The following is a 15,053-nucleotide window of genomic DNA, read 5'->3' as shown; positions in this document are numbered from 1 at the left end:
GAAGCTCAAAGATGATCAGAAACGCAGGGTAAGGTTTGCCCTGACCCCCTGATCGGTGAGCCCAGAACCGAACCGACCATTGTAGGACAATCCAATGGCTGCATCCTCTCCCAGGTCAACTGCAGCGCCCACATCAAGCACCAGGGCATCTCTGGCAACCGGTGCACCCGCGACAGAAAAGTTACTTCCACCATTAAAGGCATGGCTGGCAAACGGCTCCTTGCCGCCGAACGCATGCTGCCAAGCGGCTTGAGCTGAAAGCTTCGCGCTGAACTCACCAAGATCAGCCAGAGTTCCTATTCGCAGCCCGATAGTGGTGAAGGTGCTATCCATGGTTTCGTGACCAGCCGTCAGAGCCGCTGTACCGCCGGTTTCAGAGTACCCGTCGCTGGATAAGCGGACGTAAGACACATTGGCAAAAGGCTCCAGACTGCTTGTGTTGTGATCAAAACGATATCCCACCTCACCAAAGAACTGGGCAGTTCGAGCATCATAGGAACCAGCCAGGTTTTCAGAGAGGCCAGTAAAAGCAACCGAGCGTGCTGTGTCGATATCATGCCATGCATAGCTGCCACCAACACGGAGCCCCAGAGCATCAAACTGAGCTCCACCATAGGCACCCAAATACACTGTATCTACTGTTACAGAGGACCTTCTGCCATTCACCTCTAATCTGTTATTATCGTAGCCGCCAAAAGCTCCAAGACGGGTATTATCACCGATCAGGACATCGCCTCCCACAAACAACCCGCCGACCGAGCGATCAAGCCCTGCAGTGTTGTGGTTTCCACTCCAGCTCCCCCAGCCGCCAAAGCCTTGCCCCCAGAAGGAAGCACTCTCGCTGATACGTTTTTCAGCCTGCGCCTGTCCGTCGGCGGCCACAGCTCCGGTTGCAATGCGCATACGGTTCAGCACTGCTTCGCGTGCAAAGCGGCTGTCCTCAAGCAGTGCTGTCCTGATCGAAGCGTGTACTTCGCCAGAGAGCTGATCAAGTGCCTGCGGAGCTTCTTCGTCAGCAAGGTTGAGCACCGCGTTGTATAAAGTCCCGCTGTCAAGCGAAAACACACCGTCGCCCGTTGCGCATTGATTAGCGCTCATTCCTGAAACGCAGAACGTGGGCACGGCAAGTTCTGAAGTCAGAAAAACACTATTAGGATCATAGGACAGGGCAAAATTGAAGAATGCAAAATCATCGGTTGGTGTAGGGGAATCGAATGTTCCATTAATGCCACCGCCTGCAGTGATGATGGTATAAGTCGTGCCGGCGGTATAGGTCGATCCATTATCAGTTCCGTTCTCCGGCATGACATGCACCGTTCCACCATTGATCGTAACGGTGTTACTGGCAGCTAGAAGATCACTATTGACACCTGCTGCAGCGCCCCCGTTGTTCAACTCAACCTCATAAACCGAACCGGCATTGAAAACAGTTGATGTCGTGTTCATCGTACCAATGGAGTTACCAGGTGCAATCACAGCACCGGAGTTGACTGTAACTGCTCCAAGAGTACCCGACCCTCCAAGGCTGCCGCCATCAGTCCTAACATCTCCAATGGATCCATCAACAACCAGTGCTCCACCAGACACTGTGGTGTTGCCAGAAAAGGTATTGGTGCCGGTTAGGATGAGTGTTCCGAGACCAGTCTTTTTGAGAGAACCGGTTCCGGTCAAATCGGAGGCAATAACGGTCGAATATCCTGTACCTGCATCAGTGCCATCTCCGACCCGGATCGCAGTTGCCCCTGTTAGTGCAATATCTCCGCCAGAAACACTGTATCCGTCCGTTGCAAACTGCATGCCTTTGGAGACAGATACCCCAGCACTATCTACCGTGACAGCACCCGCCTCTGCCTGAAAGATCAGGAAGCTGTCTGGATCGTGGGGTGCACTTCCCGTGCCGTCGGCATCAGTCCAGTTGGTACCAGTTGCGCTCCATGTCCCCGAGCCGCCATGAATGGTGCCGTCTGTACTGGTTACCGCTCCGTTCCAAAAACTCAGCAGGTTTGCATTGACCAACAGATTGACCTGACCCGCTGTGGCGGTTTGGATGTCGTAGTTGAACTCCGTTGGCGCTAGACCTATCTCAAGGTCGTTATCGGTCAAACTGCCGCCATAAGTGATCAGGTTATAGACCCCGGCGTCAAAACCACCCACATCAGTGATATTGAGCGATCCATCCAATGTCAGATCACCGCCAACAGCAATGAGGTCGCTGTCCACGCCTGCTGTCCCGGACGGAGAGCCGAGTTCGAAATCCAGAACGGATGCGGAGGTCAGATTGAGGTCACCGCCGACCGTTAGCGTACCCGGGCTATTGCCTGCAGCAATCGTTCCGCTTGTGACTGTTGCCGAACCGTTGATCGTGCCTGAGCCGCCAAGGACGCCGCCGTTGACTGTAACATCACCAATGGTGCTATTAACAACCAGCTCACCGCCTGAAACAATGGTGTTGCCGGTATAGGTGTTGGCGCCGGTCAGGATAGTGGTGCCTGCAAGCTGATTGACAATGCCGTCTCCCGAAATTGCAAGTGAGAAGGTGTAGTCAGTATCCGTATGGTTGAAGTTAATTACCCCGTCACCATCACCAAATTTAACCGCTGCAGCATCTAAAACACCTGCTGCCAGAGCCAGATCACCTGCTGCAGCACCAATGTTGAGCGTGCCACTGGAACCTGTCATCCTGCCCAGATGAGCGCTATTCTCCACCTCAACCACACCACCATCTGAGATCGTCAGAGTACCCCGTCCGAGCAATCCGATGTTCATATAGTGGCTGTTTTCCCAGAGAGACCCATCTCCAGTCACGACTACGTCCCCCGAAGAACCAGCTCCAGAACCGATAACCCCTTTTTGACTGGTCACCCGACCACCTTCGGCAATGGTCAGAGTTCCGGTCCCGTCACGTCCCACGGCAAGACTGATACCTTGTGTATCCAAACCGAAATCGTTCTTCCAATGCGACCCTTCTCCAGTCACCTCCACAGTTCCGGTGGAGCCTGCATACGAGCCGATATTGCCAGAAATGCCGGAAACTAAACCGCCCTCCAAGATACTCAGGGTTCCGTTTCCATGGTATCCAATGCCAAAAGTACTCCCAGCTTGAAAACGTGTACCAGGGCCTGTTACCGTTACAGCTCCAGACGAACCGGCGCCCGTAGCGACAAAGGTATATATTCTTGCAGAAACATCGCTGCCATCTGCAATGATCAGAGATGCTGTTGCAGAACCGCCAACGCGAAAAAATTGGCCTTCACTGAGGGTAGCACCATCCCTGAACTCCAGTACTCCTTTTGAAACAGTGGTGCTGCCGTTGTAGGTGTTGTCACCCGTCAAGACGAGAGTTCCAAGACCCGTTTTTTGCAGTGATCCAGTCCCGGTCAGGTTGGAAGCAATGGTTGAGGTGAAACCGGTGCTCAAGTTGGTTCCGTCCCCAACCCTGAAAGAAATGTTATCAAACTGAGAACGAGCATTCAGAACCACATCTCCGCCAGTTACGCTGTAGCCGTCCACGGCAAACTGCATGCCTTTGGAAACCGAAACCCCGGCGCTATCCACCGCGACTGTGCCTGGAGTTCCCTGGAAAATCAGCGTGCTATCCGGTTGATAAGGTGCACTTGCTGAACCGGTGGCATCGGTCCAGTTGCTCCCGGCACTGCTCCAGGTGCCAGAACCACCATGAACAGTTCCATCAGCACTTGTCACCGCTCCATTCCAAAAGCTCAGCTGGTCTGGATTTACCAGAAGATTGACCTGTCCGACTGTTGCAGTCTGCACGTTGTAAAGAAAACCTATAGGTGCAGTGCCTACGACCAGACCGTTATCGGTCAAACTGCCGCCATAGGTGATTAAGTTATAGACCCCAGCGTCAAGGCCACCCGCATCGGTAATATCGAGCGTTCCATCCAGCGTCAGATCACCGCCAACGGCGATGAGGTCACTGTCCACGCCCGCTGTGCCAGACGGAGAGCCGAGTTCGAAGTCCAAAACAGATGCGGAAGTCAGATTAAGATCGTCAACGATGGTCAGTGTACCGGGGCTGTTGCCTGCAGCAATAGTTCCGCTTGTGACTGTTGTCGAACCGTTGATCGTGCCCGAGCCGCCAAGGGTGCCGCCATTGATTGTCACATCACCGATGGTGCCATTAACAACCAGCATGCCACCGGAAACAATGGTGTCGCTGGTGTTGGTGCCCGTCAGGATCGTAGTGCCGGATAGCTGATTGACGCTGCCAGTCCCGCTGATATCTGCGGAGAAGGTGTAGTCCGTATCCGTATGGTTGAAGTTGATTACCCCGGTACCTTCGCCAAATCTAACTTCCTCTGTATCAAGGGTGCCTGCCTTCACAGCCGTCTCCCCTGCCGCAGCGCCGATATTGAGTGTGCCTTGCGAAATAGCATCATAGGCTAGGATGAAAACGTCATCCGCATCCACGATCGCACCATCCGCGATCGTAAGCGTCCCCGGCGCTTTATCCCCGACGACAAGACGATCACGGTTCTCCCATACGGAGCCTGCGCCCGTCACTATAACCAGGCCCGAACTGGTCCCACTGAAGCTGGTACTGTCAAAGCCAATGATGGTGCTGTCAGAAGTGACCTTGCCACCATTCTCTATTTTTAGGGAGCCGACACCATACTGGCCAACATTAAGAGAACCGGCCTCCCAGACGGAACCCTCATCCGTCACAGTCACGGCACCTGTGGCATCAGTTCCACCTATGGCGCTGGCCTGACCGCTGGTAACCCTGCCGCCATCGGAAATGGTCAGCGTTCCGGTCCCGTACAAGCCAATTATAGAGTTGGTAGTAACATCTAACGAAGCTGCTGAACCCGTCACTGTCACGCTGCCCGACACACGGCCAATAAACATATTTTCGCTATTAACCTCACTGCCCTCTGCAATGATTAATGCGCCGGTGCCGGCATAGCCGACCCTCAGCTCTTGAGTGTCGGTCAAAGCACTCAAGCCGCGCAACTCCAGCGTACCGCCGGAAATTATCGTGTCGCCGGTGTAGGTGTTGGTCCCTGTCAGTGTCACGGTGCCGTTGCCGTTCTTGGTCAGCGCGCCGGTTCCGGTAAGCGCGGTGGCAATGTTGCCGCTTTCGACTGTATATGAGCTGCCCAGAAGGGTGCCGCCCATAACTGTTCCATCTACTAGTGTGAATGCACCAGTGGTTAAGGTTTCGCCTGTTGCGATGGCAAGTGCCCCACCATCGACCGTGGTATCGCCAACTGTTTCGCTGTTGGTGACCTGCAATCGGCCGCCGGTGATGCTAATCTCACCGGAGTCTGACGATGCAGACCCGCCCCTTAGCTCCAAAGTGCCCCCCGACACTGTGGTGCCTCCGGTATAGGTGTTGGCCCCAGTTAGGATAGTGGTGCCGGAAAGCTGATTGACCATTCCGTTTCTGCGGATAGCAGACGAGAAAATGTAGTCGGTATCCGTGTGGTTGAAGTTGATCACCCCGGTACCGTTTCCGAACTTAACCGATGGGGCATCAAGCATGCCAGCAGCAACAGCCGTCTCGCCGCTAGCCGCACCGATGTTCAAAACGCCAGAACCCGTCGCGTTAGAGCCCAGCCGGGTCACACCGGAGACGCTCACTATTGCATCTTCTGAAATCGTCAGAGTGCCATCGCCGTCGCCCCCGACATCTAAAGTGCCCGAACTCTCCCAAGTCGACCCGGTACCGGTCACCTCAACAGCACCGGTTGATCCGCTGCCCGAACCGATATTGCTGTTCGCATTACTCACCGAGCCACCATCAGATACCTTCAGAGCACCTTCACCAAAATCGCCGACAGTCAGCCACGACGAGTTGATCCAGGCTGATCCGGTGCCAGTTACTTCGACACTACCGGTTGAAGAGGAGTAATGGCCGATACGGCCGTGCGTATTGCTCACTGTGCCGCCATCAGACACCATCAATGTACCATCGCCGCTGACACCGATAACCAGGTCGTCGGTATTAGTCCAAGTTGATCCGGTGCCTGTCACCTCAACACGACCAGAAGAGCCTCCAATGCGGCCGATCTTGCTGAATGCATTGCTAACTGCACCACCATCAGACACCGTCAAAGTACCATCGCCGTTGTCACCGACATAAATCCAGTATGAAGACCCCCAGGTTGACCCAGTGCCTGTCACTTCAACTCTACCAGTTGAACCGTTGTTACTGCCAATATAGCTGCCGCTATAACTCTCCAATGCGCCGCCATCAGAAACAATCAGAGAACCTTGGCCATAGTCGCCGACAACAAGATCTTGAACGTCTGCGGTTCCATTGGTGCCTTTATCCGTAATGGTGGCCAAATTGGGGAGCGTGGTGTCAATGGTAACATCTTGACTGTAATCCGGAGTAGTATTGCTACTCCAGTTCTCTCCAGTAAACCAGTCGGCTGAAGAGCTGCCGTCCCAAGTCTGTCCAAGGGCATCGCTTGCTCCGGACAACATCAGAGGCCCTGAGGCAACTACCGCAGCTGCAAGAAAAGGTGCATGGCTTGCTATAGTGCCAGCCACTTTGGTCATGCGTCCACCGCGCCGCAGATGGTTCAGAAAGTGCTCAAAACATGTTCTTCTGGGGGAAGTAGTCATAGGGCTGTCGGAACTCTTGGTTCAAAATCTTTGATGTACCCATCTCACCTCAAAACCTGAGTGTTTTGACGTGAAATGACGCGGAACTTATCGGTGACTTGCTTAGGAACGCTGGTCAGTGAAACGCCCCTAAGCTAAGTCGCTACAGATCTTTCTTCCCAATCATTCGTCAGACGGCACGTCGATACCGGCGGCAGCGGTCAAAATGCTGACACTTGAATATCAATGGGATGAAATTACATAGGGATTGTACGTAGCAAGCACCGCAAAGAATGCTAAGAACTTAGCAATCTGGCTATTTACTCAGATTTATGCACACGGCATGAGCCGTCAGATCTCAGAGAGACAAATGCTCGGCTCTGGCGGCATCAATCCAATCTGACAGAGCTTGCTCGTCCGGTACGGAAATTGCGCCATACTTCAGTACGATCAGGCCATTTTTTTCCAGCTGTTTGAGCGCTTTACCCATAGAAACACGTGAGGTGCCCACAGCGATAGCCAACTCAGACTGGTTCCAGTTGAGCATTCCTGGCACTTCTGAAGCTTCGAGCATGTTCTGCAAAAACACCGCGGTATAAGCAGGCAAAGGCAGCAAACGCAGATCGTCCAGCATATTCAGCGCCACGTTCAAACGGCTCAACGTTGCTGGCAAAGCTGCGCGGGCGATCTCGGGATGAGCGTCCATTAGCGTCAGAAAATCAGCTTTGTGAACATAACCAACTGTCGTTTTACCAACTGCAACAGCATTTTGCGTCCGTTTGCGGCCGGTTAGCACGCCTATGATGCCAATGAAGTGACCCTCGCCAAGCACTGCAAGAATTGTTTCTCGGCCACTGGGGCTGAAACGTCCCATTCGAACTGCACCTGAACGCACAATGAGCAGACGATCACCCTCATCACCAGTCGAGAAGATCGTGCGGCCGTCCTGATAGGTGTGGCGCTGCTCGACAGCTGCAAAAGCGGCCTCGACCTTTGGGCTGAGCAGGCCAAGGAACTTGAGGCTCCCGTGATCCAGTAATCCTGTCATGGCCAAGGTTCCTTAAAAAGCGTTGAGGGCATACACTTCATCACGTATCCCGATCATCGCCATTGTTGTCAACACACCATACTGCTAGTTGCAGAGCTTCAATCGTGACCGCAGCTAGCGATAGCCACGAATGTCTGCTTGTGGTCAAAAGCCTCATACGGTGCTCACAAATATCCAAATAATCACCTCCCATAGGCCTGGAACCGAGCTCTCACTCCCCTCCTTGCAATCCTGCTTCAATCCGTTCACCAATCGCCTCTGACAGCACCCGGATTGGATGGGCATCATGGTTCACATAGCGATTGGTGATGGTCACGTTGCGGTGGCGCAGGAGGTGACTGATGAGGAAGGCGTTGCTGCCTGCTTGAGCTGCGAAGGTGCCAACCGTGTGGCGAAGATCGTGAATACGAACATCAGGAATATTGGCATGGATGCGGATGCGCTGCCATGCATTCTCAATGACTTCAATCGAAATAGGTTGTGTCGGATCTTTACAACCGGGCAACACATAAGGTGAACCATCCACTCGTGGGAATTCAGAGAGGATTTCGATGGCACTGCTACTTACCGGATGAGGTTTACGTTCATCTCCTTTTCTTGAAGGCAGTGCAAACGTGGCCAATTCAAAATCAATATGCTTCCATTTCAGGGTTGCAATTTCACTCAAGCGCGCACCGGTGTAAAGCAGCAGGCGTAAGCAACAAAGAGCTCTTGGATTCACAGGTGTCTTCCGCTTTGCAACATCCTTGGGCAAGTGCTTGGCTGATCTCTTCCCGGCTTTTATGATCCAGGGAAGACCTTCCTGATCTGCCAGCTCAAGGGTACGCCCCAGTCTTTGCAGCTCTTCCTCTGACAGGAAACGATCACGCTCATTTTCCTTGTACCGCTTGACCAACCGAACCGGGTTGCTGTGCTCTGGCCTTAGGCCCCATACTTCAGCCAGATTGAACGCCTTAGATAAGACCGCCAGAACTTGATTGGCTTGACGAGGTGTTGCTCTCAACGAGTGATGCAGCTTTGCAATATCCTGCCGTCTGACAGAGTTGAGTTTCATGAGCCCCAATCGTGATCGAACACACCGCTTTAAGAGACGTTCAATGTCTTTCATTGTCTTAGGTTTATTGTGAACCTGCACATGTTTGCTCATGTAGATATCAAGAAGCACATTCACCGTTGGAGCAGCTCGTTTGTTTTCCCGCTTTAAGAGGGGATCATCTCCGTTACGGACTGTTGCCAACACATTGGTCGCCAGATCTCTGGCTTGATCTGGGGTTAGCTCACCATATCTGCCAAGGCTCATACGACGGGAGCGGCCTTCATGCGTGCGATATTGCACAATGAATGTTTTTGCACCGCTCGGCATCACCTGAAGGCCGAACCCTTTGAGCTTGCTATCCCAGAGGAAGTGCTTTTTGGTTGCTGGACTTGCCGCGTCCACCGTTCGCTTCGTTATGTTTGGCATAGACACACCTCTTCCGCTGACGGCTCCTGACAGGAGCCACCACACATACGAAAATGTCAGTTGAAATATGTTACCGATTGCTGCTGTTTCTGACGGCCTGACAGCTAGTGACGACCTTTAAGGTTTTCTTTTAGGACCTGTGCAAAACAGCATCCAAACCTTTATAGGTCAAAACTTAGCTGCTTACCGTTCTGTGTCAGCACTATGTAAGCAAATGTATGAGATTGAGCGCGAAAAGCAAGGTAGGCAGGCGCAAATAATTTTCTACAACTATTTGATTCATAGTAATGAATCGCTATTCATCGCAAGTGAGCGCTCTATGCTGAAGCGCCTTTTAATCAGTAGGTCCACGGTTCGAACCCGTGCGGGCTCACCATTTAACCTCATGGTATATAAAGAGGTTTAGCAAAGCTCCCTACTGGGAGCTTTTTGCTTTTCTGGAGTGTATTGGAGAATAGCTCTAAGGGCTCAATACATAACCTTATAAAGCATCACATCCGTGGAAGTTTCCCCACCCCTCACCTTTTCACTACCGCGAGCAAGTAGCCAGCCGTCGGCTCTTTCTAGGCGGACCTCGATGAGTTGCATTTGATAATCTTTAGTTTTTGATGGCATTGCGAATGTATAGGCCAGTGTTTTGGCTTTACCCGTGCTTATAAGCTGGGTTTTGGATGTGGAGACTTGAGACTTGGACTGCGTTTCGCTGTCTTTCAGGAAAATCTTAATCTGACCTTTTGGGATAGCCTCATCGCCTGCGTAGGTGATTGTTCCGCTAATTGTTTTGGGTTGGCTTTTCACGGTTTCTGCGTTGGTTGAGACTGCTGAGATCGCAAGACCTGCAGCAAGCAGAGCTGAATGGCGGGTAACTTTGGTTTTCATTGATTTACTCCCCAATCCTCAAAATAAGGCCGAAAGGCCTGACAACGCAGTGATATGTGCAAAAACAGGAGGGGAACCTGAAAGCTCCCCTCCCGGATCTTATCAGACGATCACGAAGTCGTCTGCGGATAGAGTTAGGCCAGCGTTCAACTGAGCGAACTGTACCGCTGCAATATCGCCGGAACCGTCAGCATCGTAGAACAATGCACCACTATCGGTGTCATAGATGATGCGGTCATTTGCATCCTGACTGACACCGGCTGCACTCTTATGGAATGCATTAAGTGCAAGCGGACCGTCACCACCAAGTTCAGCAAAGATATTGCTATCCAACATGATCACATCTTCATCAGTGTTGAAGTCCTTGATCCGGTCAACATTGTCTTCACCAAGCTCGGTAGAGAAGCGGAAGGTATCCTCTCCTTTACCACCGACGAGAAGGTCAGCCCCCAGGCCACCATCAAGGAAGTCACTACCGTTACCGCCATAAAGCTTATCATTACCGGCTTCGCCCGGCTGGATCGGCTCAGGTGGGAACTCAACAGAGACATTCAGTTTATAGGTAGAGCCTTCCGGCACAGCTTCTGACCAGCCATCACCTGGAACATCCGGTGACCATGCGCCCTCCAGAATGTAGTAGGTACCAGTCTCTTCAACCACGAAGACAGTACTGGAATCGCGGTTGGTTGCAGAACCAGGATCTCCGCCACCATCATCGTTCTGTGTGACGATATTGCCATCGCTGTCGAGCAGGCGAACCCAGCTGTCATGGACGTTTGGATCTGCAATGCCGTCAATATCGATCGTGATAATCGTACCGGCAGCCAGCTCAATACTGTAGTATCCACCCTTGCCATTTCCGGTCGCGTTAACTGTTGTGTGAAGAACAGTCGTTGAATCGAAGATGTCCGTGTCTTCTGTCAGAGAGAAGTTGTTGGAGATATCGAAGGCAGTTGCGATCGAGTTGTTCGTGGCATCTGGACCAAGGGTTGCGTAGCCCGTGCCCATGCCTGGGCGTGGAATAGCTTCACCCTGATCAGCAAAGTCACCAAACAGGATGTCATCGCCACCGCCACCGCGGAGCACATCATTACCACCCTGACCAGTCAGAGTATTGGCAGCTTTGTTGCCCTTGATCTTGTCATTATGGCCAGAACCAGAAAGGTTCTCGATGGAAATGTAGGTATCACCTTCAGACTTACCGCGAGCCAGATTAAGCTTCACGCCGCTGGTTGCATCGGAATAGTCTGCAGTGTCGCTACCAGCACCACCATTCAGAACATCAGCACCTTCACCACCAGTCAGTACGTCATTACCTGCACCGCCAGAAAGTTCGTTGGTCTGATCGTTACCTATCAGGTGGTCATCGTAGAACGAGCCAACAACGTTCTCAACATCAACAATGATGTCGTGCTTGATGGTTGTACCACGACCTACGATCTGTACTGGACCGTCAGCATCACCACCGCTGGCAGTGCCATTGGCAAGATCTACGGTTACGCCATCAGAGCTGCCGGAATACACAACGGTATCAATGCCTTCACCGCCATTCATGTAATCCTGCCCGGAGCCGCCAATGAGGATGTCGTTGCCTTCATCACCATAAAGCAGGTCACCGTCACGACCACCATCCAGAATGTCATCACCGCCGCCGCCGTTAAAGACGTCGCCGCCACCCTGACCCCAGAAGTGGTTGTTGTCGTCTGTACCGATAAAGCGGTCGATACGGTCATCAGAACCAATCAGGTTTTCAATGCTGTAGAAGGTGTCGCCTGAAGCTGTACCACCAACAGCAACGTTGGTTTCCAGGTTGACCAGCAGCTGGAACGGGCTTTCATGGCTGAAGTCGACAGTATCAACACCATCACCACCTCTGAACACATCAGCACCAGCCTGACCCATCAGGGTATCGTCGCCGTCTCCTCCGTCCAGAATATCATCACCAGCGCCACCGAAGATGGTGTCGTTGCCACCACCGCCGTAGAGGACGTCGTTGCCATCATCACTCTCGGTCTGGTCTTCAAGCTCATCAAACGGAATGGTGTTGTTGATGTCGCGGCTCGCAAGTGTATCGCGACCACCGATGATCAGATCATCGCCATCCAGACCGAAGATGGTGTCACCACCTGCACCGCCGTCCAGCGTGTTGTTGCCTTCATCACCAAAGATGATGCTGGTCAGCGTATCGCCTGGGTTGGCTGGGGTGTCATCCTCTTCCACAGGAGGCTGCGGAGGAGTGCCGCCAACATAGATAATGTTTTCAACGTTCTCAACTTCACCAAGATCCAGATCGCTGTTCACGACGATGATGGTGTCGTTTCCGCCATCAGCTTCTTCACGAACAATATCATCAATGGAGTCAACAAAGTAAATGTCGTCACCAGCACCACCAGCCATCTTGTCAGCACCGCCGCGACCGTCCAGAACGTTGTCGCCATCGTTACCAATGATGATGTCATCGTAGTTACTGCCGATGCCTTTTTCGATGTAGTACTCCGTTTGATCTTCGTTGTGACCAGCAAAGATCGAAACGTTATTGCTATGGCCGTTCACGGAGGAGAATTGACCAGCTCGCAGATCAAGAATTGTCCCAGCAGTTGAACCGGAGAAGTCGATGGTATCCATGCCGCCGGTATCGTGGATTGTAAATCCGATATCGTGTTGCATACCGTCAGATGTCAGCTCATAGCCGTATTCTGTGCTGTTGAAGCCGTAGATATTGTCGCCAGTGTTCAGGTCGATTTTCTGATACGTCCGTACACCATCTTCATCCACTTCAGAGAAGAAGCGACGAATGGTGGATTCAATATCCGCCATCAAAGGTGTGGATGCCGACCAGCGTGTTGTTTCTCCAACATCGATGCCATCGAAATACGACATCACGCTGTACTGCTGGCGGTCATAGATCCATGTTGCGTTGTTCAGGTAGTTGATCTGAACGCCACCAGGACCGCTGTAGTTGTAAAGACCCGGGTGGTTCAAGCCAAATTCATGACCGAACTCATGGATGAAGCTGTCAAACACATAGCCGCCAATATCGGTTTTGTTTGGCTCGGTGTCATGGAACTTCTGACCGATGCTGACTTTGCGGTTGCTAGAAAACGCACTGCCATCACTTTGCTCACCAATTGCCGGGCTGACAACTTCCATCCAGTGAAGGTCAGGATCATATGGAGCATCATCCACAATCTCAAACTGCAACGGGGTAACAGCTGACCAAACTTCCAAAGCACCGATGGCCGCCGCCTTATACTCCGGATAGTCGTTCAAACCTGTCACATTGATTACCAGCGGCTGAGCGGCGATCTCCGGTGTCAGGCTGCGTGGTAGTGCACTGATGTAATCGATATAAGCTTCGTAATCCTCGCTTTTGCCAAATGGATTATCAGGTGTCTGATCATTTACCCACCATTCATCGGGCTGATTTTGATTTGGCATCTTTGTGTCTCCCTCTCTTACAAAGCTTGGGTTTTTAATGCTGCGTAGTATTGGTGCTCCAACTCAAACCGGTCGTCGCACAGGACGCCGTCGTCACCGGCGTTTTCAGTAAATTGATATGCTGAAGAACTGGAAATTCCGTAGCGAACTCCTCCTCCAAGGAACTCACTACGCAATCATTGGCACTTGTCTCAGATCCACCTCGAAACGAAGCAGATGATTGACCAATGATCACCTTAACCGTGCCATTGAAATGGCGTGTTCTCGACCTGAACACAAATGGAAAAGTGGTCCGTTCGTGATGAGCGCAATTGCGTAGCAATATGCTCTGAAAACAGTCAGGAAACCCCAAGGGCAAAAGCCTTACTTCCTGCCAGTTATCAGACGCGATTAACCATTGGTTATCGATACATCCAGCAACAGAATTTGCGTAGTCATCAAACATGTTTCGATAACTCCAAAATTGCGGCCCACGCAATTGGATCAAGAGAAGGTTCGGTTAGAATTCTATTTATTCTTCAGCGTGTTACGTCACATTATGCATGAGCATTACTCATACAATCGCAGAATTGTTGGCCTCTTTTGACGTAAAGTCAACGCCGATTGAGATGATAATTTCTAAGTGAATAAACGTAATTTTTGATTTTTGTCGAGATAATCGATTAGTTTACTTAACTATTATTTTAGTGAAATTTAGCGGCAATTTATGGAAATATGACAAAGTCAAAAACTGCCAATAAATATTAAAAATTACTAAAGATTTTAACAGTCATAAATTAGAAACGATCTCTCATTTCTATTACGTATGAAGCTATAAAGCTAAAAGACAAACAGCCCACTGAAGTCAGCTATCAAATCGGATTAATGAAGCCAACTTCGACTTGATGAACTCCGTACGTCTCAATGGTACGGAATTCCGGCATCAATCACTTGCAACCAGCTCAAACTCCACAAGTATCTCCAAGTTCTTTCGATCTAATACATAAGTCTTCTCTACGTAAGTAGCCTTGTAAGAGGTTGCCTGTAGGGAACACACTGAGTGGTGAAGGTGGTTTGTTTGGGGAGCGTGAGGATCTTAAGGGATCTCAATCTGTGCCTGTAGGACTTGGTGAAAAACGCCTTTGCTCAGAGAATAGCTGAAGCAAGGAGCTGGCTGGGGCAACTGGATTGCGAAGTGGGTGCGTACGTAATCTGAAATCCGGCTTACTGGCAGGTTTAGTGCCTGTGCTGCAGTGAGAATTGAACTCTAAGAAAGATCCAAAGCTTATCTCCAGTTCTGCTGATCGGTGGGAGGAACCGGTCGTTTCGGCAGGGCCACTTTGTGATTTGGGGGGCGGAAATGCCGTCCGGTCGAAAGTCATCCGGACCCGAACGGGAGGAGATTTATGTCCGAGAACTCATCCAACAACGCTTATTGGGCCGCCAATAAGCGTATCATTATGGTCAGCCTCGTCATTTGGGCGGTGGTTTCATTTGGGTTTGGCATTTTGCTGCGCCCGTTGCTGAGCGGCATCGCTATTGGTGGAACAGACCTTGGCTTCTGGTTTGCGCAACAGGGATCCATTCTGGTCTTCCTGGGAATCATCTTTTTCTACGCATGGCGTATGAACCGTCTCGACCGTGAACACGGCGTTGAAGAAGAGTAAGGGCTGC

Annotated in this window: 6 protein-coding genes; 1 reads left to right on the top strand and 5 read right to left on the bottom strand. The window is 51.5% G+C overall.

The genetic code is table 11. From position 1 onward, the window contains the following. Positions 1 to 15: 15 nt before the first annotated feature. The 5 genes from PJE062_RS26645 to PJE062_RS02000 all read right to left on the bottom strand — a co-directional run bounded on the left by PJE062_RS26645 (position 16) and on the right by PJE062_RS02000 (position 13,400). Positions 16 to 6,528, bottom strand: a complete 6,513-nt coding sequence (locus tag PJE062_RS26645) for an autotransporter domain-containing protein (protein ID WP_050773814.1) — start codon at positions 6,526 to 6,528, stop codon at positions 16 to 18. 403 nt (positions 6,529 to 6,931) lie between these two features. Further along, on the bottom strand, positions 6,932 to 7,621 hold the full coding sequence (locus tag PJE062_RS02020) for a Crp/Fnr family transcriptional regulator (protein ID WP_008546574.1): 690 nt from the start codon (positions 7,619 to 7,621) through the stop codon (positions 6,932 to 6,934). A 211-nt stretch (positions 7,622 to 7,832) separates the two neighbouring features. Continuing rightward, positions 7,833 to 9,083, bottom strand: coding sequence for a site-specific integrase (locus tag PJE062_RS02015; RefSeq protein WP_008546438.1), 1,251 nt, complete (start codon positions 9,081 to 9,083; stop codon positions 7,833 to 7,835). A 468-nt stretch (positions 9,084 to 9,551) separates the two neighbouring features. Continuing rightward, positions 9,552 to 9,962 (bottom strand): hypothetical protein, encoded by a 411-nt coding sequence (locus PJE062_RS02005; RefSeq protein WP_008547222.1) that lies wholly within the window; start codon positions 9,960 to 9,962, stop codon positions 9,552 to 9,554. A gap of 102 nt (positions 9,963 to 10,064) precedes the next feature. After that, the gene (locus tag PJE062_RS02000) at positions 10,065 to 13,400 is read right to left on the bottom strand and encodes a M10 family metallopeptidase C-terminal domain-containing protein (protein WP_008546177.1); all 3,336 of its coding nucleotides are present in this window, start codon (positions 13,398 to 13,400) and stop codon (positions 10,065 to 10,067) included. Positions 13,401 to 14,785: 1,385 nt separating this feature from the next. On the opposite strand from PJE062_RS02000, the gene PJE062_RS01995 reads away from it, so the two are divergent. Then, complete coding sequence (locus PJE062_RS01995; RefSeq protein WP_008546250.1) at positions 14,786 to 15,046, top strand: DUF4212 domain-containing protein; 261 nt, start codon at positions 14,786 to 14,788, stop codon at positions 15,044 to 15,046. Positions 15,047 to 15,053: the final 7 nt, after the last annotated feature.

Origin of the sequence: Pseudovibrio sp. JE062 (assembly GCF_000156235.1) — a bacterium.
Taxonomy (GTDB): domain Bacteria; phylum Pseudomonadota; class Alphaproteobacteria; order Rhizobiales; family Stappiaceae; genus Pseudovibrio.
Note: the sequence above shows the minus strand (reverse complement) of the source record. Positions and strands in the feature narration are given on the sequence as shown.

Coding starts and splice junctions, on each gene's coding strand:
- PJE062_RS26645 (WP_050773814.1), bottom strand. CDS start 6,528: ATGACCAAAGTGGCTGGCACTATAGCAAGCCATGCACCTTTTCTTGCA.
- PJE062_RS02020 (WP_008546574.1), bottom strand. CDS start 7,621: ATGACAGGATTACTGGATCACGGGAGCCTCAAGTTCCTTGGCCTGCTC.
- PJE062_RS02015 (WP_008546438.1), bottom strand. CDS start 9,083: ATGCCAAACATAACGAAGCGAACGGTGGACGCGGCAAGTCCAGCAACC.
- PJE062_RS02005 (WP_008547222.1), bottom strand. CDS start 9,962: ATGAAAACCAAAGTTACCCGCCATTCAGCTCTGCTTGCTGCAGGTCTT.
- PJE062_RS02000 (WP_008546177.1), bottom strand. CDS start 13,400: ATGCCAAATCAAAATCAGCCCGATGAATGGTGGGTAAATGATCAGACA.
- PJE062_RS01995 (WP_008546250.1), top strand. CDS start 14,786: ATGTCCGAGAACTCATCCAACAACGCTTATTGGGCCGCCAATAAGCGT.